At 62.4% G+C, this 24342-nt stretch carries 24 protein-coding genes; 13 read left to right on the forward strand and 11 right to left on the reverse strand.

Annotation, left to right across the window (positions count from 1 at the left end):
• Positions 1-1380, forward strand: a complete 1380-nt coding sequence (locus GH665_RS11310) for an MATE family efflux transporter (protein ID WP_153135933.1) — start codon at positions 1-3, stop codon at positions 1378-1380.
• A gap of 256 nt (positions 1381-1636) precedes the next feature.
• Here GH665_RS11310 and GH665_RS11315 read toward each other — a convergent pair whose 3' ends face one another.
• The 3 genes from GH665_RS11315 to GH665_RS11325 all read right to left on the reverse strand — a co-directional run bounded on the left by GH665_RS11315 (position 1637) and on the right by GH665_RS11325 (position 2810).
• The gene (locus GH665_RS11315; protein ID WP_153135934.1) at positions 1637-2047 is read right to left on the reverse strand and encodes a carboxymuconolactone decarboxylase family protein; all 411 of its coding nucleotides are present in this window, start codon (positions 2045-2047) and stop codon (positions 1637-1639) included.
• Entirely contained in the window at positions 1999-2496 is a 498-nt protein-coding gene (locus tag GH665_RS11320; protein ID WP_153135935.1) for a MerR family transcriptional regulator, read from the reverse strand. Before GH665_RS11320 ends, GH665_RS11315 begins: the two co-directional genes overlap by 49 nt.
• Positions 2497-2573: 77 nt before the next feature.
• Positions 2574-2810, reverse strand: a complete 237-nt coding sequence (locus tag GH665_RS11325; RefSeq protein WP_153135936.1) for a hypothetical protein — start codon at positions 2808-2810, stop codon at positions 2574-2576.
• On the opposite strand from GH665_RS11325, the gene GH665_RS11330 reads away from it, so the two are divergent.
• Both GH665_RS11330 and GH665_RS11335 read left to right on the forward strand, forming a co-directional pair.
• Positions 2809-3372, forward strand: a complete 564-nt coding sequence (locus tag GH665_RS11330) for a ComEA family DNA-binding protein (protein WP_153135937.1) — start codon at positions 2809-2811, stop codon at positions 3370-3372. The genes GH665_RS11325 and GH665_RS11330 overlap by 2 nt on opposite strands.
• A 176-nt stretch (positions 3373-3548) precedes the next feature.
• The gene (locus GH665_RS11335) at positions 3549-3977 is read left to right on the forward strand and encodes a YidB family protein (RefSeq protein WP_153135938.1); all 429 of its coding nucleotides are present in this window, start codon (positions 3549-3551) and stop codon (positions 3975-3977) included.
• Positions 3978-4174: 197 nt separating this feature from the next.
• Here the strand turns inward: GH665_RS11335 and clpB are convergent, their stop codons facing one another.
• Positions 4175-6772: an ATP-dependent chaperone ClpB gene (clpB, locus tag GH665_RS11340; protein WP_153135939.1), complete on the reverse strand. Its 2598-nt coding sequence runs from the start codon at positions 6770-6772 to the stop codon at positions 4175-4177.
• A gap of 119 nt (positions 6773-6891) precedes the next feature.
• Positions 6892-7389, reverse strand: a complete 498-nt coding sequence (locus tag GH665_RS11345; RefSeq protein WP_153135940.1) for an Rrf2 family transcriptional regulator — start codon at positions 7387-7389, stop codon at positions 6892-6894.
• A gap of 305 nt (positions 7390-7694) precedes the next feature.
• Here GH665_RS11345 and GH665_RS11350 point away from each other — a divergent pair, with 305 nt between their 5' ends.
• Entirely contained in the window at positions 7695-8243 is a 549-nt protein-coding gene (locus GH665_RS11350) for a group III truncated hemoglobin (protein ID WP_153135941.1), read from the forward strand.
• A gap of 35 nt (positions 8244-8278) precedes the next feature.
• Here the strand turns inward: GH665_RS11350 and GH665_RS11355 are convergent, their stop codons facing one another.
• The 6 genes from GH665_RS11355 to GH665_RS11380 all read right to left on the reverse strand — a co-directional run bounded on the left by GH665_RS11355 (position 8279) and on the right by GH665_RS11380 (position 14953).
• Positions 8279-8755, reverse strand: coding sequence for a molybdenum cofactor biosynthesis protein MoaE (locus GH665_RS11355; RefSeq protein WP_153135942.1), 477 nt, complete (start codon positions 8753-8755; stop codon positions 8279-8281).
• Positions 8756-8839: 84 nt separating this feature from the next.
• Positions 8840-9097, reverse strand: coding sequence for a molybdopterin converting factor subunit 1 (gene moaD, locus GH665_RS11360; RefSeq protein ID WP_028196661.1), 258 nt, complete (start codon positions 9095-9097; stop codon positions 8840-8842).
• A 26-nt stretch (positions 9098-9123) separates the two neighbouring features.
• Positions 9124-10398, reverse strand: a complete 1275-nt coding sequence (locus tag GH665_RS11365) for a molybdopterin molybdotransferase MoeA (RefSeq protein ID WP_246216188.1) — start codon at positions 10396-10398, stop codon at positions 9124-9126.
• Between the two features lie 430 nt (positions 10399-10828).
• Positions 10829-12280, reverse strand: a complete 1452-nt coding sequence (thrC, locus tag GH665_RS11370; protein WP_153135944.1) for a threonine synthase — start codon at positions 12278-12280, stop codon at positions 10829-10831.
• Positions 12281-12288: 8 nt separating this feature from the next.
• On the reverse strand, positions 12289-13620 hold the full coding sequence (locus GH665_RS11375) for a homoserine dehydrogenase (RefSeq protein ID WP_153135945.1): 1332 nt from the start codon (positions 13618-13620) through the stop codon (positions 12289-12291).
• Positions 13621-13705: 85 nt separating this feature from the next.
• Positions 13706-14953, reverse strand: coding sequence for a pyridoxal phosphate-dependent aminotransferase (locus GH665_RS11380; protein WP_153135946.1), 1248 nt, complete (start codon positions 14951-14953; stop codon positions 13706-13708).
• A gap of 514 nt (positions 14954-15467) precedes the next feature.
• Here GH665_RS11380 and GH665_RS11385 point away from each other — a divergent pair.
• From GH665_RS11385 to GH665_RS11425, 9 genes are all read left to right on the forward strand, one after another.
• Positions 15468-15842, forward strand: coding sequence for an Mth938-like domain-containing protein (locus tag GH665_RS11385; protein WP_153135947.1), 375 nt, complete (start codon positions 15468-15470; stop codon positions 15840-15842).
• Between the two features lie 233 nt (positions 15843-16075).
• Complete coding sequence (locus GH665_RS11390; protein WP_153135948.1) at positions 16076-17833, forward strand: ArnT family glycosyltransferase; 1758 nt, start codon at positions 16076-16078, stop codon at positions 17831-17833.
• Positions 17834-17858: 25 nt separating this feature from the next.
• Positions 17859-18230 carry an SMR family transporter gene (locus tag GH665_RS11395; protein WP_144113717.1) on the forward strand — a complete coding sequence of 124 codons (372 nt, stop codon included), beginning with the start codon at positions 17859-17861 and terminating at the stop codon, positions 18228-18230.
• Between the two features lie 271 nt (positions 18231-18501).
• Positions 18502-19653, forward strand: a complete 1152-nt coding sequence (locus tag GH665_RS11400) for a DegT/DnrJ/EryC1/StrS family aminotransferase (protein ID WP_153135949.1) — start codon at positions 18502-18504, stop codon at positions 19651-19653.
• 6 nt (positions 19654-19659) lie between these two features.
• The gene (locus GH665_RS11405) at positions 19660-20703 is read left to right on the forward strand and encodes a glycosyltransferase (RefSeq protein WP_028196670.1); all 1044 of its coding nucleotides are present in this window, start codon (positions 19660-19662) and stop codon (positions 20701-20703) included.
• The gene (locus GH665_RS11410) at positions 20700-21635 is read left to right on the forward strand and encodes a formyltransferase (RefSeq protein WP_153135950.1); all 936 of its coding nucleotides are present in this window, start codon (positions 20700-20702) and stop codon (positions 21633-21635) included. Before GH665_RS11405 ends, GH665_RS11410 begins: the two co-directional genes overlap by 4 nt.
• Entirely contained in the window at positions 21632-22678 is a 1047-nt protein-coding gene (locus GH665_RS11415) for a bifunctional UDP-4-keto-pentose/UDP-xylose synthase (RefSeq protein ID WP_153135951.1), read from the forward strand. The genes GH665_RS11410 and GH665_RS11415 overlap by 4 nt, the downstream gene beginning before the upstream one ends.
• A gap of 10 nt (positions 22679-22688) precedes the next feature.
• Positions 22689-23582 carry a polysaccharide deacetylase family protein gene (locus GH665_RS11420; protein WP_153135952.1) on the forward strand — a complete coding sequence of 298 codons (894 nt, stop codon included), beginning with the start codon at positions 22689-22691 and terminating at the stop codon, positions 23580-23582.
• Between the two features lie 159 nt (positions 23583-23741).
• On the forward strand, positions 23742-24203 hold the full coding sequence (locus tag GH665_RS11425; protein WP_030103084.1) for a peroxiredoxin: 462 nt from the start codon (positions 23742-23744) through the stop codon (positions 24201-24203).
• The last annotated feature ends 139 nt before the right edge of the window (positions 24204-24342 follow it).

The raw sequence follows: 24342 nt of genomic DNA on the forward strand, positions 1-24342 counted from the left end.
ATGCTCGCCGACGTACGGAAAATCGCCGGGCTCGCATGGCCCGTGCTGATCGGTCAACTGGCGATCATCGCGTTCGGCGTGATCGACACGGCGATGGTCGGCCGCTATTCGGCCGTCGATCTCGCCGCGCTCGGCCTCGGCTCGTCGATCTACATTTCCGTCTACATCGGGCTGACCGGCATTCTGACCGCGCTGCAGCCGATCACCGCGCAACTCTACGGCGCGCGCCGCTACGTCGAGATCGGCGAAGAAGTGCGCCAGGCCTTGTGGCTCGCGCTCGCATTGACCGTGATCGGCTTTCTGATTCTCTATTTTCCGGGGCGCGTACTGCAGCTCGCGCGGGTGCCCGAAGCGCTGCATGAACGCACGGTCGCCTACCTGCGGATTCTGGCGTTCGGCTTGCCGGCCGGCCTCGCGTTTCGCGTCTATAGCTCGATCAGCAATGCGGTCGGCAAGCCGCGGCTCGTGATGATCCTGCAGATCGGCGCGCTGCTGCTCAAGTTTCCGCTCAACACGTGGTTCATCTTTGGCGGATTCGGCGTGCCGGCGCTCGGCGGGCCCGGTTGCGCGCTGGCCAGCACCGCGATCAACTGGGGACTGGCCGTGGTCGGGATGCTGCTGCTGACACGCGTCTACGTGTTCAAGCCGTTCGAGATCTTTGCGCATTTCTGCTGGCCGGTCTGGCGCCGGCAGGCGGCACAGTTGCGGCTGGGCATTCCGATGGGGCTGTCGTACCTGATCGAAGTCACCTCGTACACTTTCATGGCGCTCTTCATTGCGCGCTTCGGCACGACCACGCTCGCCGGACACCAGATCGCCGGCAACATCGGCGCGGTGCTCTACATGACGCCGCTGTCGATCGGGATCGCTTCATCGACGCTGGTTGCCCAGGCGCTCGGCGCGCATCGCCCGGAAGCGGCGCGCACGCTGTCGCGGCACGGCATCATGATGGCGGTGGCGATCGCCTGCTGCTACGGCGCGATCGTGCTGGTGCTGCGGCCGTACGTGATCGAAGGCTATACGCCGGATGCACAGGTCGCGGCGGCAGCGATGCCGCTGGTCTTGATCGTGGTGTGCTATCACCTGTTCGATGCGCTGCAGATCACCACCGCGTTCGTGCTGCGCGCGTACAAGGTAGCGGTCATACCGACCGTAATCTATGCGGTTGCGCTGTGGGGGGTCGGGCTAGGCGGCGGCTATCTGCTCGGCTTCGATGTCTCCGGCACCACGCCGCAATGGCTGACCGGGGCGCGCGGCTTCTGGGTCGCCAATACGCTGAGCCTGGCAATTGCCGGGGTGGGGTTGCTGTTGTACTGGCGTGGTGTGAGCAAGCGGTATTTGCACGCCGAGGCGGTGGTCCGGGTAGATCCGGCGGCTTGACGGGGGCTCGTTGCGTTCGATCGGGTCGACGGGCTGGCTCAATCGGATTGACGGTTTTGCTCGACCGGATTGCAAAACTCAGCGTATCTGACTGTCGAAGCCTCCGTTTATGCAAGCCGGGTTTCCGGGCCGTACCGGCGGCACGCTGTCCAAGTTGCTTACGATATCTGACCGTTAGTTGCATCTTGAACCTCGTAAAAAAAAACGGCTGCGCACGGCAGCCGTCCACCCTGCTCCATCGTCCTGAACTTTTGTCTCAAGCCGCTTGCGCTTGCTCCAGCGCCTGATCACGCCGCTCGAAAACCTCCCGCGCCGCAAACAATGCGTTCAGCGCAGCCGGGAAACCCGCGTAGAGCGCCATCTGCATGAACACCTCGACAATCTCCTCGCGCGTGCAGCCGACGTTCAAGGCCGCCTCGATATGCACCTTCAACTGCGGCTGCGCGCAGCCGAGCGTCGCCAGCGATGCAATCGTCGCGATTTCTCGCGCCCGCAGATCGAGTTGCGGCCGGCTGTAAATATCGCCGAAGCCGAACTCGATCAGCAGGCGTCCGAAATCCGGCGCGATCGGCGCCAGCGCGGCAATCACCTGCTCACCGGTCGAACCGTCGATTTCCTTCAGTTTGTTCCAGCCTCGGGTGTAGCGATCGTTTTGTGCGTGTTCCATGGTGAGTCCTTTTCCGAATGCGAAAGCGATTGGGGTTCGTCGATCTGTCGTGTCGGAGCACTCGCAGTGGGCTGCTGGCCGGTGGCTTCTTCGTAATAAGCGATTTTGTCGATGATCGCGCCGAGATTGCTCTGCAACTCGGCGATCCGCGCCAAAACCGCATCACGATGCGCCACCAGCAAATCACGGCGCTCGCCCATCGTAGGCTGACCTTCCGCCCGCAACGCCGCGAACGCCTGCATCCCGGCGATCGGCATGCCGGTCGCCTTCAGACGCATCACGAACTGCAGCCAGTCGAGATCGGCCGGCGAATACAGGCGATGCCCCGCCTGGGTACGCCCGACTGCCCGAATCAGGCCGGCCTGCTCGTAGTAGCGCAGCGTATGGGTGGAGACGCCGATCGTCCCGGCGACCTCGCCGATGGTGAGTGCTTTTGACATTTTCGACATGACGGAACTCAGGTTAGGACTTCGAGTGCACTCTAAGTCAAGTGGAAGGCGCTGTCATTTATCCGCGCGGTCATTATTTACGGTGAACCGCATTGATCGATAAACGCATAACAGCTCAATCGCCAGGCAAAATCTTCAAATATTGTCCAGCCTGATTTACTTGTCACGAATCGATCGGTATAAATCGTCGGCGTTTGCAAATAAGGGCGCGCAATTTGTTCTATGCTTAAGCGCAGCGCCTGCTGACAGGCTGCGTCGTCCCGAGTTTTCCCTTTGCGGCTAACTTTTTTTGCCCTCAATGGAGTGCTTGCCATGCTGAAGAAGCTTTTGATGCTTTGCCTTGCTTTGGCTTTGTCGCTGTCGGCTGGATTTGCGGCGGCCGTCGAAGTAAATTCCGCCGATCAGGCGGCGCTCGAATCGGTCAAGGGTATCGGCCCGGTACATGCGAAAGCGATCATTGACGAACGCACCAAGAACGGCCCCTTCAAGGATGCCGATGATCTCGCCACTCGGGTCAAAGGCCTCGGCACCAAATCGGTGAGCAATCTCGAGGCGGCGGGCTTGACCGTGAACGGCGCGTCCACGCCGCCTACCGGCGCCAAGGCTGCCGCGAAGTCCAGCAGCAAAGCCGCGCCAGCAGCAACTACCACGGCCGCGACAACAACATCAGCGGCACCGGCTGCGCCTGCCGAGGCATCCGGCACCAAGGCTTCGAAGTCGAAGAAGAAGAGCAAAGCGGCTGATGCGGCGGCCTCCGCACCGGCCACGACGGCGGCTGCCAGCGCGCCGGCCGACGCGTCCGGTACCAAGGCTTCGAAGAAGAAGGCGAAGAAGAGCAAGGCTGCATCGGCTGCGGCAGCCTCTGGCGGCGCGTAAGCCAAGGTAGAGCACCGGTAGTACGGCGGCCACGCGGCTCACATGGTCTGTACGCATGATGAAACCCAGGCGCCGCTCTGCTCCCGTTCGCCCTCCTTCCACCGGCGCCGCGCAACCGCGCGGCGTTTTCACCCGCCGGCTCGTCAAACACGGGTTGGCATTCAAGAGAGACCGTCATGAGCCTACTCGACACTATCGGTTCCCTGGTTGGTAAATCGCCGGAAGGCGGTGGCCAGCAGGCCCTCGTTTCAGCCGCGCTGGAATTCGTCAACAATCAGCCGGGCGGCCTGAACGGCCTGATCAGCAGCTTCGAGGAAAAGGGCCTCGGCGACGTCGTTTCGTCGTGGGTCAGCAACGGCGAGAACCAGGCGATCTCGCCCGACGCACTGCACAGCGTGCTTGGGTCGGACGTCGTTACCAATCTCGCGGCGAAGGCCGGCGTGCAACCGGAGCAGGTCACCGGCCTGCTGTCGCAGATTCTGCCGCACGTCGTCAACGCGGCGACGCCCGACGGTGAAGTCCCCGCCGAAGGCAAACTGAATTCGACGACCGTGCTGGGCGCGCTCGGCGGCCTGTCGGCGCTGTTCGGCAAGGGCAACGCGTAAGCAGCGTCGTCCTGTTACTGCCCGATAGCAGACAAAAACAGGCAAAAAAAAAACGGCAACGAAGTTACCTTCGTTGCCGTTTTTCAGCTTTGGCCGGAACGGCCCAATCTCTGCCGTTCCGTGCGCAGCCGAGCGCGCTTCGCCTGGTTCACTGCTTAATGCACGAGTTGGCGCACGAGTTGGCGCATTCGCACCACTCAGTGCACGACGCGGTCGAATACCAGTTGGCCGTCTTCCACCTCGACCGGGATCACGTCCTTCGGACCGAACTTGCCGGCCAGAATCAGCTTGGCGACCGGGTTCTCGATCTCCTGCTGGATCGCGCGCTTCAACGGCCGCGCCCCAAACAGCGGATCGTAGCCAACCTTGCCGATGTGCTCGAGCGCCGCGTCCGACACCACCAGTTGCATGTCGAGTTTGGCAAGCCGTTCGTGCAGACGCTGCAGTTGAATCCGCGCGATCGACTGGATGTTCGAACGGTCGAGCGCATGGAACACCACGACGTCGTCGATCCGGTTCAGGAACTCGGGCCGGAAGTGCAGCTTCACCTCTTCCCAGACCGCGTCCTTCACCGCTTCCTGCGGCTCGCCGACCATCGCCTGAATCACCTGCGAGCCGAGGTTCGACGTCATCACGATCACCGTGTTCTTGAAGTCCACGGTACGGCCCTGGCCATCGGTCATCCGGCCGTCGTCGAGCACCTGCAGCAGAACGTTGAACACGTCCGGGTGCGCCTTCTCGATTTCGTCGAGCAGGATCACGCTGTAGGGCTTGCGGCGTACGGCTTCAGTCAGGTAGCCACCTTCTTCGTAACCCACGTAGCCCGGCGGCGCGCCGATCAAACGCGCGACGCTGTGCTTCTCCATGAATTCGCTCATGTCGATACGGATCAGATGATCTTCCGAATCGAACAGGAACGAAGCCAACGCCTTGCACAACTCGGTCTTGCCCACGCCGGTCGGTCCGAGAAACAGGAACGAGCCATACGGACGGTTCGGATCGGATAGGCCCGCACGCGAACGGCGGATCGCATCGGCCACCGCGCTGATCGCTTCGTTCTGACCGACCACGCGGTCGTGCAGTTTCTCTTCGATCTGTAGCAGCTTTTCGCGCTCGCCCTGCATCATGCGCGACACTGGGATACCCGTTGAACGCGACACGACTTCCGCGATTTCCTCCGCGCCCACCTGGGTGCGCAACAGACGCGGCCGGGTCGGATTGTTCTGCTCTTGCGCTTCGGCCTTGGTCACTTCCTTCAACTGCGCTTCGAGACCCGGCAGCTTGCCGTACTGCAACTCGGCGACCTTCTCGAGCTTGCCTTCACGCTGCAAGCGCGTGATTTCCGCACGCGTTTTTTCGATGTCTTCCTTCAGTTGCGCGCTGCCCTGCACCGCCGCTTTTTCCGCGGTCCATATTTCTTCGAGGTCCGAATATTCACGATCCAGCCGCTCGATTTCTTCTTCGATCAGTTGCAGACGCTTCTGCGACGCTTCGTCTTTTTCCTTCTTGACGGCTTCGCGCTCGATCTTCAACTGGATCAAACGACGGTCCAGCCGGTCCATCTCTTCCGGCTTCGAATCGATTTCCATCTTGATCTTCGAAGCGGCTTCGTCGATCAGGTCGATGGCCTTGTCCGGCAGGAAGCGGTCGGTGATGTAGCGATGCGACAGTTCGGCCGCGGCGACGATCGCCGGGTCGGTGATATCGACGCCATGATGCAGTTCGTACTTCTCCTGCAAACCGCGCAGGATCGCGATGGTTGCCTCGACCGACGGCTCGTCGACCAGCACCTTCTGGAAGCGGCGTTCGAGCGCGGCGTCCTTTTCGATGTACTTGCGGTATTCGTCGAGCGTGGTGGCGCCGACGCAATGCAGTTCGCCGCGCGAGAGCGCCGGCTTGAGCATATTGCCCGCGTCCATCGCGCCTTCAGCCTTGCCCGCGCCAACCATCGTATGAATTTCGTCGATGAAGACGATGGTCTGGCCTTCGTCCTTGGCGATGTCGCTCAGCACGGCCTTCAGGCGTTCTTCGAACTCGCCGCGGTATTTCGCGCCGGCCAGCAGCGCCGCCATGTCCAGCGACAACACGCGCTTGCCCTTGAGCGTTTCCGGCACTTCGCCGTTGACGATCCGCTGCGCAAGGCCTTCGACGATCGCGGTCTTACCCACGCCCGGCTCGCCGATCAGCACCGGGTTGTTCTTGGTGCGGCGCTGCAGGATCTGGATCGAACGGCGGATCTCGTCGTCCCGGCCGATCACGGGGTCGAGCTTGCCCGCCCGCGCACGCTCGGTCAGATCGACGGTGTACTTTTTCAGCGCTTCACGCTGGCTTTCGGCGTCCTGGCTATGCACTTGCGAGCCGCCACGCACCGCCGCGATCGCGCTTTCCAGCGACTTGCGCGACAGGCCGTGCTGACGCGCCAGACGGCCGGCCTCGCCTTTATCGTCGGCGACGGCGAGCAGGAACATCTCGCTCGCGATGAACGTGTCGTTGAGTTTTTGCGCTTCCTTGTCCGCCTGGTTCAGCAAGCCGGTCAGCTCGCGGCCGATCTGCACGTTGCCGTCAGTGCCCTGCACTTGCGGCAGGCGCGTGATGGCGTCGCCGAGCGCGGTTTGCAGTGCCTGGACATGCACGCCCGCCCGCGAAAGCAGCGAGCGCGCCGAACCGTCCTGCTGGGCGACAAGCGCCGACAGGACATGAACCGGTTCGATGTATTGATTGTCGTGACCGACCGCAAGACTCTGCGCGTCGGCCAGTGCTTCCTGGAATTTAGTGGTAAGTTTGTCGATTCTCATCAAGAGACCTCCAATTTCGATTACCACCAAATTGAGGCGTTTTACGCAGGTTTCAAGCGCTTTTTTGCAACCAGCAGCAACTATTTAACATTTGACGCGCGAGAACTTGCTGACCGGTTTCAGGTGAGCGGCGCCGCGTCGCCGGCAGACGCGGCCGGCACGATCGGGATCACCGTGCTTAAGCCCAGCAGGGCGGCGAGCGGTCCACGCGGTCCTGCGACTTCGCCAATGGTATGACGGTCGAGCTCGGCGAGGAATGCGTTGCGTGCGGCTTCGAGCGCGGCGCGCAAACGGCAGTGCGGTGTAATCACGCAACCCCGGCGCTCGCCATGCTGATCGGGGAAGCAGTTGACCAGCGCGAAGTCGCTTTCCGTGACCCGTACGATCTCGCCCACGGTCAATGCGCTGGTTCGTTCGGCAAGACGCAGGCCGCCGTTGCGCCCGCGCACGGTCTCGACCCAGCCGAGTTCGCCGAGTTGCTGAACTACCTTCATCAGATGGTTTTTGGAGATCCCGTACGCGTCCGAGATGTCCTGGATGGTCGATAAGCCATCGCCGCGGACAGTCAGGTACAGCAGGACGCGCAATGAGTAATCCGTATAGTCGGTCAGTCTCATAAGTGCAGATGTCACGATAAGCGCAAGTCGCGATCCTCGGGATAACCGCGTCGATGCGAGGGTTGCCGGTGGCCACCGCTTCGCCTTAAGATGCAGGCGCTACGCATATTTTATGATTGTGCGCTGAACAGTCGGTGTTGATCTCTCGGCAGTAATGGTAGCGTTTCCTGCATAGGCCATTTATGCGAAAAGCGGGTTGTTCGTGGCCTACTTCCTTTCGTTGGGACGCGGTTTGAGGTCATTCCTGGCAGTCTGTGGCGCCGCGTGGCGATTCATCATAAATAATCGCATTATCTGGAATTTGCATGAACCCGTCATTCCCTGCCGCACCGGCTGTCGAACGCGCCGCCGAACCTACCGAAGCGAATGTTCGCGAGCTCGTCTACGGCTTCTATGACCGGGTGCGCGCCGATCCGCTGCTGGGCCCTGTGTTCGACGCCACGCTTGCGGGCCGTTGGGACGACCACTTGCCCAAAATGTGCACGTTCTGGGGCAGTCTCGTGCTCGGCGCAAAGCAATACCGCGGCAATGTGCAGCAGGCGCACCAGCCGCTCGAGGGCGTCGAGCCACAGCATTTCAGCCGCTGGCTGTATCTGTTTCTGGATACGGTGGAGTCGCGCTATCAGCCGGCGGCGGCGGTCCGTTTCATGGAACCGGCGCTGCGGATCGCGCAGAGTTTGCAGTTGAGCCGCTTCGGCTGGGATTACAAGATTCCGGCGGAACAACAGGCTTTGCTGGAGCGCGTCGCGCCAAAGCGGCGTCCGCACGACAACGAACATGCCGCAGCCGTTTCGACGCGACCGCCCGGTGAACCGTTTCCGACGCGGATCGTCGGGAAAGCCAAAGACGATTGACGCGGGCGCTTCAAAAAGCACCGGCTCCAATCCCGCTAGTCCGCGTCCTGGTTCCCCGATTCGATACCCCATCTGGCCAGCGCCGCGTCGTCGGTAACACGGGCGTCGACCCAGCGCTCGCCTGCTTCGGTCTTCTCTTTCTTCCAGAACGGCGCCTGGGTCTTCAGGTAGTCCATCACGAACTCACATGACGCGAAGGCGTCGCCCCGATGGGCGGCGGTGGTCGCCACCAGCACGATCTGGTCAAGCGGATAAAGCTTGCCGACCCGATGCACGATCAGCACCTCGATCCCCGGCCAACGCTCGCGCGCACTCACCACGATCGCTTCCAGCGACTTCTCCGTCATGCCCGGATAGTGCTCGAGTTCCATGGTTTCGACCGCGCTGCCGTCGTTCAGATCGCGCACGGTGCCGACAAAACAGGCCACTGCGCCGATCTTCGGATTACGCGCGCGCAACGCGGCGACCTCGGCGGTGAGGTCGAAGTCTTCCGTCTGGACACGAACGGGCATCTCTGGCTCCTGTGCGGCCTGGCGAGGCCTGGGTGACGCTTAGCGGGTCAGCCAAGCGTGGTTTCTGGCGGTCACCCGTGCTGATCAACCGCCGGTGACGGGCGGAAAGAACGCGACTTCGCAATTTTCGGTGATGCGCGTGCCGGCATCGGTCATGACGTGATTGCAGGCCATGCGCAGCGCGCGGCCCTCGGCAAGGGTGTCTGCCCAGATGCCGCCGCGGGCGCGCAACCAGCCGCGCACGTCGCCGACGGTCGCAATGCCGTCAGGTACATCGACCGTTTCGTCCGCGGTTTCGAGTGCTTCGCGCACACTTGCAAAATATCGGAGTTGAATCTTCATCGGGACACCGCCGGCGATTGCCGGCCTCAGTTCAGCAATTCGGAAAAGGGGATGAAACGCACGGTCTCGCCAACACTGATTGCATGGTTGGGCGGATTGTCGATCAGGCCGTCGCCCCATACCGTCGATGTCAATACCGCCGAGCTCTGATTCGGAAACAGATCGAGGCCGCCGGCCGCATTGACGCGCGCGCGCAGGAATTCGTTGCGGCGATCGGCCTTCTTCTGGGCGAAATCGGCGCGCAGCGACAGCACGCGCGGCGCCACCGTCCGCATGCCCGCAAGCAGCAGGACAAACGGGCGAACGAACAGCAAAAAGGTCGCGAAACTGGAGACTGGATTGCCCGGCAGGCCAATGAAGAAGGTTTCGGCCGATGCTGCCGCGTCGGCGTCTTTGTCTGTCTGCTGGGCAGACCGGCGCACAGCGCCGAACGCGAGCGGCTTGCCCGGCTTCATCGCGATCTGCCACATAGACAGGCGCCCTTCCGCCTCGACTGCCGGCTTGACGTGATCCTCCTCGCCTACCGACACGCCGCCGCAGGTGAGGATCAGATCGTGCGCCTGGGCGGCTTCGCGCAGCGTTGTGCGGGTGGCGTCGAGCTTGTCGGGGACGATGCCGTAGTCGGTAACTTCACAACCCAGGTTTTCCAGCAAGCCGCGCAGCGTGAAACGATTCGAGTTGTAGATCGCGCCGGGTTTCAGCGGCTCGCCTGGCATGGTCAGTTCGTCGCCGGTGAAAAATACGGCGACTTTCACACGGCGGCGCACCTGCAACTCAGCGCAGCCGACTGAGGCGGCGAGTCCCAATGCCTGCGGCGTCAGGCGCGTGCCCGCCGGCAGGATGATCGAACCGTTGCGGATGTCCGCGCCTTGAGCGGTGATCCATTCGCCGGGTGCCGGGCTGTGGAGCAAAGTGACTTCGTTGCCGTCTGTTTCGGTTTGCTCCTGCATCACGATGGCGTCGGCGCCGCGCGGCACGGTGGCGCCTGTGAAGATGCGGGCTGCCGTGCCTGGTTTTAATGGCTCAGGCGCGTGGCCGGCTGGAATGCGTTGCGAAATGGGCAAACGGCGGTTGCCATCCGCTGTTGTCAGATCCTCAGTGCGGATCGCGTAGCCGTCCATTGAACTGGTGTTCATTGGCGGGACGTCGAGCGGCGAAATGACGTCCGCCGAAAGCACGCGGTTGAGCGCTTCCAGCGTGGGGATCGATTCGGTGCCGGTGATTGGGGTCGCTGCGCTGAGCAAGGTCGCCAACGCTTCGGCAGTGGAAAGCATCGGAGCGCGGGGCGTTGGGGTGGACATCTTTCTGATCTCGAAGCCGCTGGGTGAAAGGAATATTGTAGCGGTAGGAGGGGCCGGCGGTGGCGGCCTGGTGTTATGGTGGTTTTTTTGCCTTTCGGCGAGGGTGCTTCTTTTGGCTGGCTTCCTTTGGCCTTTCCTTGCTTTGGTAGTGGTCTATTAGTGTTGCCCCTGTGCGGGGCGGCACCTACTTTTCTTTGCCTGCCGCAAAGAAAAGTAGGCAAAAGAAAGCGGCTCAAACCGCTAATTCTTAAGCGGGTCCCCCGCGCAGCCACGGTAGTGGTGCATCTGGAATCTGTGTTCTCGCACATTCCGCGTTAGTGACAAGGCAGTCATACCTCCGGCGGCGCTGCGCGCGCCGTGGCGGTACTTCTTGAAGCCGGTTTTCGCTTCGCGTTGAGCGCGACTCCGTCGCGCTCAACGCTCGCTGGTGTTACTTGCCGGTGTTTGCCGCGATGAAGTCTTTTACGCGTTGCGCGTCCGCCGGCAATACCTCGAATCGCTGCGGTAGCGATTCCAGACCCGAAAATGCGGCTGGGCGCTCCGGTTCGCGCAGCAATGCCTCGCGGATCGTTTCGCCAAACTTGATCGGCTGCGCCGTCTCCAGCACGATCATCGGGATGCCCGCCTGCAAATGCTCGCGCGCTACCTTCAGGCCGTCTGCCGTGTGCGTGTCGATCATCGTGTCGTAGCGCTCGAAAACGTCGCGGATCGCGTCCACGCGGTCCTCGTGGCTGCTGCGGCCCGATACGAATCCAAACTCCTTCACGCGCGCAAAATCGCCGCTCGCCGCCAGGTCGAAACCGCCCTTCTCTTCGACGTCGCGGAACAATTGCAGCACGCGCGCCGGGTCGCGGCCCAGCAGGTCGAACACGAAACGCTCGAAGTTAGAAGCCTTCGAAATGTCCATGCTCGGGCTGCTCGTGTGGTACGTTTCGGCCGCCTTGCGCACACGGTAAATACCCGTGCGGAAGAACTCGTCCAGCACGTCGTTCTCGTTGGTGGCAACCACCAGCTTCTCGATCGGCAAACCCATCATGCGTGCGATGTGGCCCGCGCACACATTGCCGAAATTGCCCGACGGCACCGTGAACGAAACGCGCTCGTCATTCGACTTCGTCGCGGCAAAGTAGCCCTTGAAGTAGTACACGACCTGCGCCACCACACGCGCCCAGTTAATCGAATTGACCGTGCCGATCTTGTACTTCGCCTTGAACGCGTGGTCGTTCGAGACTGCCTTCACGATGTCCTGAGCGTCGTCGAACACGCCCTCGACCGCGATGTTGAAAATGTTCGGGTCCTGCAGGCTGTACATCTGCGCCGTCTGGAATGCGCTCATCTTCTTGTGCGGCGAGAGCATGAACACGCTAATGCCCTTCTTTCCGCGCATCGCATACTCCGCCGCGCTGCCGGTGTCGCCCGAGGTCGCGCCCAGAATGTTCAGCGTCTCACCGTGCCTGGCCAGCGCGTACTCGAACAGGTTGCCGATCAACTGCATCGCCATGTCCTTGAACGCAAGCGTCGGCCCGTTCGACAGTTCCAGCAGCGACAGCGGCGCGCCGTTCTCGACGCCCAGCGTCTTCAACGGCGTGATCTGCGCCGCGCTTTCGTCGTCGCGCACGTTGCAGTACGTCTGAGCCGTGTAGGTCTTGCGCGTCAGTGCGTGCAGGTCTTCGGCGGGAATGTCGTCGCTGAATTTCGACAGGATCTCGAAGGCGAGATCCGCGTACGGCAGCGTGCGCCAGCGCGTCAGTTCGTCCGCCGTGACGCGCGGATATTCCGCCGGCAGGTACAGGCCGCCATCTTTGGCAAGACCGCCCAGCAGAATCTCGGAAAACGTATGGCGCTCGCCGGCTCCGGCGCCGCGCGTAGAGAGGTAGTTCATAGTTCGGCCTAGTTCAGCGCTTCCATGCGCAGCTTCGTGACTTGCGAAACAACGGTCTTCAGCGCTTCGATCGTCCTGATCGCCGCGTTGACGTTCTTTTCAACCGTTTCGTGCGTAATCAGGATGATGTCGGTTTCGCCCTTGCCGTTCGCGTCGACCTGCTCCGATTCCTTCTGCAGCAATGCGTCGATCGAGATGCCCCGATCCGCCAGAATGCGCGTGATGTCGGCCAGCACGCCAGTTACGTCAGCCACACGCAGACGCAGGTAGTAGCCGCTCGTCACGTCGTCGATCGACAGGATCGGCGTGCTCGACAGGCTGTCCGGCTGGAACGCCAGATGCGGCACGCGATGCTCCGGGTCCGCCGTGTGCAGACGCGTCACGTCGACCAGATCGGCCACCACGGCGGAGGCCGTCGGCTCCGCGCCCGCGCCCTTGCCGTAGTACAGCGTGGAGCCCACCGCGTCGCCGTGCACGACGACCGCGTTCATCGCGCCTTCCACGTTCGCCAGCAGGCGTTTTTCCGGAATCAGCGTGGGATGCACGCGCAGTTCGATGCCCTTATCCGTGCGGCGCGAGATGCCGAGCAGCTTGATGCGGTAGCCAAGTTCTTCGGCATATTTGATGTCGATTGCGGCCAGCTTGCTGATGCCTTCGACGTACGCCTTGTCGAATTGCACCGGCACGCCGAACGCGATCGCGCTCATGATCGTCGCCTTATGGGCGGCGTCCACGCCTTCGATGTCGAAGGTCGGGTCGGCTTCGGCATAACCCAGTTCCTGTGCGGCTTTCAAGGCGGTCGCGAAGTCGAGCCCGCGGTCGCGCATCTCCGAGAGGATGTAGTTCGTCGTACCGTTGATGATGCCGGCAATGTACTGGATGCGATTGGCCGTGAGCCCCTCGCGCAGCGCCTTGATGATCGGAATGCCGCCCGCCACCGCCGCCTCGAACGACACCATCACGCCATTGGCGCGCGCCGCCTCGAAAATCTCCGTACCGTGCACCGCGAGCAGTGCCTTGTTGGCGGTGACCACATGCTTGCGGTTTTTGATCGCGCGCAGGACGAGATCGCGTGCCACGCCCGTGCCGCCGATCATTTCCGCGATGATATCGATCGACGGATCGTCAACCACCGCGTTGAAGTCATCAGTCAGCGCCACTGTGCCGGCTTCGCTGCCGAGCGCCGCGGTCGCTTTGGCGGGATTGCGCACGGCAATGCGCGCAATCTCAATGCCACGGCCCGCGCGGCGTTTGATTTCTTCCTGATTGCGGCGCAGTACCGTGAAGGTGCCGCTGCCTACCGTGCCGAAGCCCAGCAGTCCAACTTTGATCGGTTCCATGCAGCGTGTGTTTTCGAGTAAGTGATTAAAAAGAAACTGAGGCAACTGGGGCTGGCAGCAGCGCGCGCCGGGCGCGCCGTCCATCTCAAGCTGTGTGGCGTTTGCGATAACCGTCGAGGAAGCGCGCGATCCGGTTGATCGAATCCGCGAGGTCGTCCACGTTCGGCAGGAACACGACGCGGAAGTGATCCGGCGTCTTCCAGTTGAAACCGGTGCCTTGAACCAGCAGCACGCGCTCTTCCAGCAGAAGATCGAGGATGAACTGCTGATCGTCCTTGATCGGATAAATCTTCGGATCGAGGCGCGGGAACATGTACAGCGCCGCCTCCGGCTTCACGCAGCTCACGCCGGGGATGGCCGTCAGCATGTCATACGCGAGTTCGCGCTGTTTGTACAGGCGCCCGCTCGGCACGATCAGGTCGTTGATGCTTTGATAGCCGCCGAGCGCGGTCTGGATCGCGTACTGGCCGGGCACGTTCGGACACAGGCGCATCGAGGCCAGAATGCCAAGCCCTTCGAAATAGTCTTTCGCATCACGGCGGTTCTCGCCGGTCAGGCCCGAAATAAACATCCAGCCGGCGCGATAGCCACACGAACGATAGCTCTTCGAGAGGCTATTGAATGTGACAGTGAGCACATCTTCGGAGAGCGCGGCCATCGACGTGTGCTTCTTGCCGTCGTAGACGATCTTGTCGTAGACCTCGTCGGCGAAGATCACGAGGCCGTGCTGGCGGGCGATCTCGATCAGGCCGAGCAGCAGTTCGTCCGAGTACAGCGCGCCGGTGGGGTTGTTCGGGTTGATGACGACGAGCGCGCGGGTATTCGGCGTGATTTTCGCGCGGATGTCGTCCAGATCGGGCATCCAGCTGTTCGATTCATCGCAGATGTAGTGCACCGGCGTGCCGCCCGACAGGCTGACCCCGGCGGTCCACAGCGGGTAGTCCGGCGCGGGCAGCAATACTTCGTCGCCGTCGTTCAGGAGGCCTTGCAGCGCCATCACGATCAGCTCGGAGGCGCCATTGCCGATGTAGATGTCGTCCAGCTCGACGCCGTGCACACCCTTTTGCTGGGTGTAATGCATGATCGCCTTGCGCGCGGCGAACACGCCCTTGGAATCCGAGTAGCCGGACGAGCCGGGCAGATTCAGGATCATGTCCTGGATGATTTCATCCGGCGCGTCGAAGCCGAACGGCGCGAGATTGCCGATGTTCAGCTTGATGATGCGGTGGCCCTCTTCTTCGAGCCGCTTTGCATGTTCGAGGACAGGCCCGCGAATGTCGTAGCAGACATTCAACAACTTGTTGGATTTGAGAATCGGTTTCACGGCGGGCACTTCATCCTGTTGGTGGGCTTGGGCGAACAAGCAGGGATCAAAAAAGACCCAGGCAAGTCCGCCGACACGGGGAATTATGGCGCGGCACGCCCGCCAGACACGGATCGGACCGCCAGACGCGGATTGGGCCCGCTACCGGACTGAGCCGGCGCATCCGGCGGATTACGCCGGCGCTGCAGCCGAACAGACCCAAAAACGGGCAAAAAACAGTCGAAAACCAGACAAAAAGCGCGCGGAACCCGGCAGGTAGCCGGTAGGCCTAGCCCGTGCCCTCAGCGCGGCTTATGACAGCACATGAGGCGGCACTTGAGCGAGGGGCGCCGCAAGGCGGCTAAAAAGTTATAATTTAGCGGATTTTGGCCGACTTCCGCAATGCACCAACCGCAACGGCAAGCCTTTTCGGCCGCTTCTGTGCCATTCGCGTGTCGCACTCGCGTCAAACCGCCCTGCTTCCGTTCTGCCCGGTCAGGCCGCCAACACGCATGATGTCTCACGACGACTTCGGAAAACGAATTTGAAATTACATCAGGATTCCAGCGGCGCCCTCAACACCGTCACCGGTTACGGCGCCGGCTATGTCGAAATCAATCTGGTGCGCCACGCCGGCAGCATTCTCCTGCTGCCGGAAGCACCCGTGATCGCCTGGCCCGTCGCCGCTTTCGACCAGCTGAGCGCCGAACACTTCGCCATGCTGGTGGAGGCCGCGCCCGAGGTGGTCATATTCGGCAGCGGCGAACGGCTGCGCTTCCCGCACCCGCGCCTGACCGCGGCGCTCACCGCCAAACGCATCGGCGTCGAAACCATGGACTTCAAGGCCGCTTGCCGCACCTACAACATTCTGATGGCCGAGGGCCGCAAGGTTGCGGCCGCGTTGCTGATCGAAGGCTAGTGGCACCGCGCGAGCGCTGCAAAGCTGGCGCTGAGCTTGCATCGAGCCGCCGTGCAGGCGCAGTTCGCCATGCGCGGCGCCCGTAGCGTGCATGGCCGCCGCAGCGGCCCCATCTCTCGCCGCATTACGGCCGATAACGTACACTGCGCGCCATTGGCGCCACGCCGGCAATCGTCTTTCTCAAATAACACCGCCTCGCCGCTCACGCGGCGTCGCCAAAAAGGTTGAAATCCATGAACGATACGCCGACAAGGCTACCGCTCAATCGCACCACGATCCTGCTACTGGTGCTGGCCCTCGCCCTGATCTGGTTCGTGCCGCTCGGCTGGCGCCACCTGCTGCCGAGCGACGAAGGCCGCTACGCCGAAATGGCGCGCGAAATGTTCGTCACCGGCGACTGGATCACACCGCGCTATAACGGCTACAAGTATTTCGAGAAGCCGCCGCTGCAAACCTGGGCAAACGCGCTCACGTTCGCGTGGTTCGGCATCGGCGAATGGCAGGCGCGGCTTTACACCGCACTGACGGGCTTCGCCGGCGTGCTGTTGATCGGCTTCACCGGCGCGCGCGTGTTCAACGCGGCAACCGGCATGTTCGCGGCGATCGTGCTGGCCACCTCGCCCTACTGGAACCTGATGGGCCATTTCAACACGCTCGACATGGGCCTGTCGTTCTGGATGGAGTTGACGCTCTGCTCGCTGCTGCTGGCGCAGCGCCCCAACCTGCCTACCGCCAGGGTGCGGGCATGGATGTGGGTGTGCTGGGGGTCGATGGCGCTCGCGGTGCTGTCCAAGGGCCTCGTCGGCGTGATCCTGCCGGGTGCGGTGCTGGTGCTGTACACGCTGGCCGCACGCGACTGGGCGGTATGGAAGCGTCTACACCTGATCGGCGGCCTGATCGTGTTCTTCGTGATCGTCACGCCATGGTTCGTGCTGGTGCAGCAACGCAACCCGGAATTCCTGAACTTCTTCTTCATCGTTCAGCAGTTCAAGCGCTATCTGACGCCTGAACAGAACCGTCCGGGCCCGTTCTATTATTTCGTGCCGGTGCTGCTGGTCGGTTTCCTGCCATGGCTGTCGGTCACTCTGCAAAGTTTTCGCCATGCATGGCGGCTGCCGCGCCAGCCGAACGGCTTCGCGCCGGTCACGCTGATGCTCGTGTGGGCCGCCTTCATCTTCCTGTTCTTCAGCGCGTCGCACTCCAAGCTGCTCTCCTACACGTTGCCGATCGCCCCGCCGATCGCCCTGGTCATCGGCATGTACCTGCCGCTCGTCACGCGCGACCAGTTGCGCCGCCATCTGGCTGGCTATGCGCTGTTTCTCGTGGTAGCCGCGTTTGGCGCGCTGTTCATGTCACGCTTCGGCAGCGCGCGCAACCCGACTGAGTTGTACGTCGAATACCGCGTGTGGGTACTGGCGGCGCTCGGCGTCGCATTCGTGGTCACGCTGTTCGCGCTGTGGCTAAACCGCCGCAGCCGTGCCGGCACGCTCGGCGCCGTCGCGAGCTTTGGCGCGGCGTGGCTGCTGCTGGGCACGATTGCCGGCACGGGTCACGAAGTGTTCGGCCGCCTGAGTTCCGGCGCGCCGCTCGCGCCCGCGATCAAGGCCGAGATCGCCAGATTGCCGGCTGACACGCCGTTCTACTCGGTCGGCGTGCTCGACCACACGCTGCCGTTCTACGTCGACCACACGATGATCATGGTCGAGCATCCCGATGAACTGGCATTCGGCATATCCGTCGAACCGCAGAAATGGGTGCCGTCGGTCGATGCATGGATCGAGCGCTGGAAGGCCGAGCGCTATGCGCTCGCGCTGATCCCGCCGTCGACTTACGACCGGCTCCTCAAAGAAGGGCTGCCGATGCAGGTGATCGCGCGCGATTCGCGCCGGGTGGTGGTGGCAAAACCTGCACCCGCACCCGCATCCGACGCGGCAGCACAAGGCGCACCGGCGCAGGACACAGCCGCGCCAGTAGAAAAACCACAGCAATGACCCCATCTCAGAGACTAACCGTTCGATGAATCCGATTTCGCTCTTTTGTATCCTCGCCGGCGTCACGTTGAACGCCGGCGCGCAGTTGCTGCTCAAAGCCGGAACGAATGCTGTTGGACACTTCGAATTCACCCGTGCGAACATCCTGCCCATCGCCTTCCGGCTTGCAACCCAGCCGCCGATCATCGGCGGACTGGCCTGCTATGTGATCAGCGTGGCCGTATGGGTGGTCGGGCTCTCGCGGGTAGACGTTTCGATTGCCTATCCGATGTTGTCGCTCGGATACGTCGTCAACGCGTTCGCGGCGTGGTATCTATTCGGCGAAGTGATGTCGGTGCAGAAGCTGGTGGGGATCGGCGTCATCCTGATCGGCGTCGTCGTGCTGGCGCGCAGCTAGGCTGCAAAGCCTCCGGTCGCGCTGTGCCGGGCACGATTTATTACCGTTTATTGCCGGCGCCGCTGCAGGCGCTGCGAGAATGCCGGCTGCAAAAGATGTGGCAAGCCGATGTGGTAAGCCGGGCACCGCCGCCGGCCCGGTAACACTTGAGTCTGGTCGCGGCAACCTGGACGGTTGCGCCCTTTTTTAGTCGTACCCTTGGGTTTGCGTGTAGTTTGTGATCTACTTCGCGCCCTTCGGGTTGCGCCCCTTTCAATCGAGCGAAGCATTCATGAGCCAGTCAACAGTCCCGTTTTTGCCGTTTGTCAAACCTGAGATCGATGAAGAAACGATTCAGGGCGTCGCCGACGTGCTCCGCTCCGGCTGGATCACGACCGGCCCGCAAAACCAGAAATTCGAAGCGGCGCTCTCCGAATTCTGCGGCGGCCGCCCGGTGCGCACGTTCAATTCCGGTACCGCGACGCTCGAAATCGGGCTGCGCATCGCCGGGGTGGGCGAAGGCGACGAGGTCATCACCACCCCAGCCTCGTGGGTTGCGACCAGTAACGTGGTTTATGAGGTCGGCGCGACGCCGGTGTTCGTCGACATCGACCCGGTGACCCGCAACATCGACCTGGATCTGCTGGAAAAGGCCATCACGCCGCGCACCAGGGCGATCATTCCGGTGTACCTGTCGGGCCTGCCGGTCAACATGGACCGGCTGTACGAAATCGCCCGCGCCCACAAACTGCGCGTGATCGAAGACGCCGCACAGGCGTTCGGCTCGACGTGGAAAGGCGAGCGCATCGGCAAACTCGGCGATATGGTTTCGTTCAGCTTCCACGCGAACAAGAATCTGACCTCGATCGAAGGCGGCGCGCTGGTGCTGAACAACGAGGAAGAAGCGATCCTCGCGCAGAAGTACCGCCTGCAAGGCGTCACCCGCACCGGCTTCGACGGCATGGACTGCGACGTGCTGGGCGGAAAGTACAACCTGACGGACGTCGCCGCGCGCGTCGGCCTCGGTCAGTTGCCGCATCTGGAGCGTTTCCTCGCACAGCGCAAAAAGCTCGTGCGCGCATACTTCGCCGGGTTCGAAGGCGGCGCGGCGGTCAAGCTGGGCATTGGCCTGCCGTTTGCCGATTTCGAGAACAGCAACTGGCACATGTTCCAGATCACGCTGCCGCTCGAAAAACTGTCAATCGACCGCGCCGGCTTCATGGGCCAGTTGAAGGAACGCGGTATCGGCTCGGGCGTGCACTATCCGGCGATTCACCTGTTCTCGCTGTACCGTGCGCGCGGCTTCAAGGAAGGGATGTTCCCGCACGCGGAGCGCTTCGGCGCCACCAACGTCACGCTGCCGCTCTTCACGCTAATGAACGAAGGCGACGTGGAGCGGGTCTGCCGCGCGGTCAATGAAATTTGCGAACAATACGGAAAATAAGCGGAAATGAGTTATTCGGAACATCGCGCCGTCGCACCGGAAGTGTCGATCATCATCCCGGTGTACAACGAGGAAGCCGGACTGGCGGCGTTATTCGCACGCCTCTACCCGGCGCTCGACGCGCTCGGCACCGGCTATGAAGTGATCTTCATCAATGACGGCAGCCGCGACAAATCCGCCGCCCTGCTCGCCGAGCAGTTCCGCGCGCGGCCCGACACGACCCGCGTGATCCTGCTGAACGGCAACTACGGCCAGCACATGGCAATTCTGGCGGGCTTCGAGCAATCGCGCGGCGAAATCGTCATCACGCTCGACGCCGACCTGCAGAATCCGCCGGAAGAAATCGGCAAGCTGGTCAACAAGATGCGTGAAGGTTACGACTACGTCGGCACGATCCGGCTGCAACGCCAGGACAGCTTGTGGCGCCGCAAGGCCTCGCGCGCGATGAACCGTCTGCGCGAGCGCATCACCCGCATCAAGATGACCGACCAGGGCTGCATGCTGCGCGCGTACAGCCGCCATATCATCGACACGATCAATCGCTGCGGCGAGATCAACACCTTCATTCCGGCCCTTGCGTACACGTTCGCGCAGAATCCGGTCGAGATCGAAGTCGCGCACGAAGAGCGTTTTGCCGGCGAATCGAAGTACTCGCTGTACAGCCTGATCCGCCTGAATTTCGACCTGGTCACGGGCTTCTCGGTGGTGCCGCTGCAATGGCTGTCGTTCATCGGCGTGATTCTGTCGCTCGGCTCCGCGGCGCTGTTCGTGCTGCTGCTGATCCGCCGCTTCATTGTCGGCGCGGAAGTGCAAGGTGTGTTCACGCTGTTCGCCATCACCTTCTTCCTGCTCGGCGTAATCATCTTCGCGCTGGGCCTGCTCGGTGAATACATCGGCCGGATTTACCAGCAGGTGCGCGCGCGTCCGCGCTATCTGGTGCAGACGATTCTCGAACAGCGCGACGGCACCGCCGTGACCGAAGCGCCGCGTCAGGGTGTGGTGCAGGCCGTGCACACCGCGCCGCTGATCGATCAGGGCCCGAACCCATGAAGCCGCGCGCCGTCGTATTCGCGTATCACAACGTCGGCGTGCGCTGCCTGCAGGTGCTGCTCGCGCGCGGCGTCGACGTGGCGCTGGTCGTCACGCATGAGGACAATCCCACCGAAAACATCTGGTTCGGCAGCGTTGCCTCGGTTGCGGCCGAGCACGGCATTCCGGTCGTCACGCCGGCCGATCCGAAAAGTCCGGAACTGCGCGCCGCGGTAAGCGCCGCGCGGCCGGACTTCATCTTCTCGTTCTATTACCGCCACATGCTGCCGGTCGACCTGCTGGCGCTCACCGCACGGGGCGCTTACAACATGCATGGCTCGCTGCTGCCGAAGTACCGTGGCCGCGTGCCGACCAACTGGGCGGTCATCCACGGCGAAACCGAAACCGGCGCGACGCTGCACGAAATGGCCGCCAAGCCCGACGCCGGCGCGATCATCGCGCAAACGCCGGTGCCGATTCTGCCCGACGACACCGCCGCGCAGGTGTTCGACAAGGTCACCGTGGCCGCCGAGCAGACCCTGTGGCGCGTACTCCCGGCGCTGCTCGCGGGCGAAGCGCCGCATCTGCCGAACGATCTGTCGCACGGCAGCTATTACGGCGGCCGCAAGCCGGAAGACGGCCGGATCGACTGGACGCAACCCGCGCAGCAGGTCTACAACCTGATCCGCGCGGTCGCGCCGCCTTATCCCGGCGCGTTTACCGATATCGCGGGCCACCGCTTCATCATCGCCCGTGCGCGTCTGGCTGCGCCCGGCGCGCTACGCCCGGATTTGCCGCCAGGCCTGCACGTAAGCGATAATGCCGTTTTCGCGATATGCGGCGACGGCCGCTCGATCGCCATCCACGAATTGCGGCACCAGCATGGCGGCAACGAAACCGTTGTCACCCCCGCCGAATTCACCCAGCTCATCCAAACTCCCCGTCATTCATGAAAAAAGTCCTGATTCTGGGTGTGAACGGCTTCATCGGCCATCACCTGTCCAAACGCATTCTCGAAACGACCGATTGGGAAGTCTTCGGGATGGACATGCAGACCGAACGTCTCGGCGACCTCGTCAATCATGAGCGGATGCACTTCTTCGAAGGTGACATCACGATCAACAAGGAGTGGGTCGAATATCACATCAAGAAGTGCGATGTGATCCTGCCGCTGGTCGCGATCGCCACGCCCGCCACGTACGTGAAGCAGCCGCTGCGCGTGTTCGAACTGGATTTCGAAGCGAACCTGCCGATCGTGCGTTCGGCCGTCAAGTACGGCAAGCACCTCGTGTTCCCCTCGACCTCCGAGGTCTACGGCATGTGCACGGACGAGCAGTTCGACCCGGAAGAGTCGCAACTGTCGTACGGCCCGATCAACAAGCCGCGCTGGATCTATGCGTGCTCCAAGCAGTTGATGGACCGCGTGATCTGGGGTTACGGCATGGAAGGCCTGAACTTCACGCTGTTCCGTCCGTTCAACTGGATCGGCCCGGGCCTCGACTCGATCTACACGCCGAAGGAAGGCAGCTCGCGCGTGGTCACGCAGTTCCTCGGCCATATCGTGCGCGGCGAGAACATTAGCCTCGTGGACGGCGGCGCGCAAAAGCGCGCGTTCACGGATATCGACGACGGCATCGGCGCGCTGATGAAGATCATCGAGAACAAGGACGGTGTTGCCACGGGCAAGATCTACAACATCGGCAACCCGACCAACAACTTCTCGGTGCGCGAGCTCGCGCACAAGATGCTGACGCTTGCCGCCGAATTCCCGGAATACGCCGACCTCGCGAAGCAGGTGCAACTGGTCGAGACGTCCTCGGGCGCATATTACGGCGCCGGCTATCAGGACGTGCAGAACCGCGTGCCGAAGATCGACAACACGATGCAGGAACTCGGCTGGGCGCCGAAGTCGACCTTCGACGAAGCGCTGCGCAAGATTTTCGAAGCGTATCGCGGCCACGTCGCCGAAGCTCGCGCCCTCGTCGAACAACAATAAGGCCTGATCCTTGGCTCGTATCGTCCTGAAGATCGACGTCGACACGCTGCGCGGCACCCGCGAAGGCGTGCCGAATCTCGCGCGCATCTTCGATCGCTTCAAGGCGCGCGCCACTTTCCTCTTCAGCCTCGGGCCCGATCACACCGGTTGGGCGATGCGCCGCGTGTTGCGGCCGGGCTTTCTGAAGAAGGTGTCGCGCACGTCGGTGGTCGAGCATTACGGCATCAGGCAACTGATGTACGGCGTGCTGCTGCCCGGCCCGGACATCGGCGTGAAAACCGCCGCGGAAATGCGCGCGATTCATGAAGCCGGTTTCGAATGCGGCATCCACACGTGGGACCACGTTTACTGGCAGGACAACGTGCGTTCGAAAGACCGCGAGTGGACCGGCAAGCAGATGCAGAAGAGCTTCAACCGTTTCGTCGAGATCTTCGGCGCACCGCCCGTCACGCACGGCGCGGCGGGCTGGCAGATGAACGGCCACGCGTTCGAGCAGATCGACGCGTGGGGCATGCGCTATGCGTCCGACGGGCGCGGCCACTCGCCGTATCTGCCGGTGCTCGACGGCAGGCCGCTGTCGCACGTGCAGATGCCCACCACGCTGCCCACGCTCGACGAAGTACTCGGCGTGGATGGCGTCGACGAGCACAACGTCGCCGCCTGGATGTTGAAGCACACCGAAAAAAATCCGCACGATCAGGTGTTCACGCTGCACGCGGAACTCGAAGGACAAAAGCTCGCGCCGATTTTCGAACAGCTGCTGGAAGGCTGGCGCGCGCAAGGCCATACCTTTGCGACCATGGGTGATTACTACGCCACGCTGGACCGCGACACGCTGCCATCGTACCCTGTTACGTGGGGCGAAATTCCAGGCCGCTCCGGCGAGTTGATTGTCCAGCCCTGACTGGTCAAAATACAGCCGGCCTCGCGACCTGGCCGCCGCGCAAGCGTAGACCACGCGCCAGTCGCCCTCCCCCAAAGCCTCGATGCCAGGCCGACGCCACAGCAGTTGCAAGAATCCGTGCAAGTACCGTGGCGGCGGCCATACCAACCGGAGAACCTCGTGCCCATCGCAGTCGACCAACCCGTCCCCGACTTTACCGCCCCCGCTACCGGTGGCGATATCACGCTGTCCAAGCTGCGGGGCAAGAAGGTGGTGCTGTATTTTTATCCGAAGGACAACACGCCGGGCTGCACGACCGAAGGCCTGCAATTCCGCGACCTGTATCCGAAGTTCAAGAAGGCCGGCGCGGAAATTCTGGGCGTGTCGCGCGACAGCCTGCGCTCCCATGACAATTTCAAGGCAAAGCTCGAACTGCCGTTCCCGCTGATCTCGGATCCCGAAGAAACCTTGTGCGCGCTCTTCGGCGTCATGAAATTGAAGAAAATGTATGGCAAAGAAGTACGTGGGATCGAACGCTCCACGTTCCTGATCGATGCCGAAGGCGTGCTGCGTCAGGAGTGGCGTGGCGTGAAAGTGCCAGGGCACGTCGACGACATTCTGGAGGCTGTACAAGCGCTTTGAGGCGCGTTATATTGGGTTCCAATGAGTGCCTGTCCACCCCACACTTTTCGCAGCTGCGCCGGACTTGACGGCCGTTTTCCCGGTTCCGTCGAAGTCGTGAGGCGCAACGCGATAACCGAAGGCGAGCCGCTTGTCCCGT

It is taken from the genome of Paraburkholderia agricolaris (assembly GCF_009455635.1).
GTDB lineage: Bacteria > Pseudomonadota > Gammaproteobacteria > Burkholderiales > Burkholderiaceae > Paraburkholderia > Paraburkholderia agricolaris.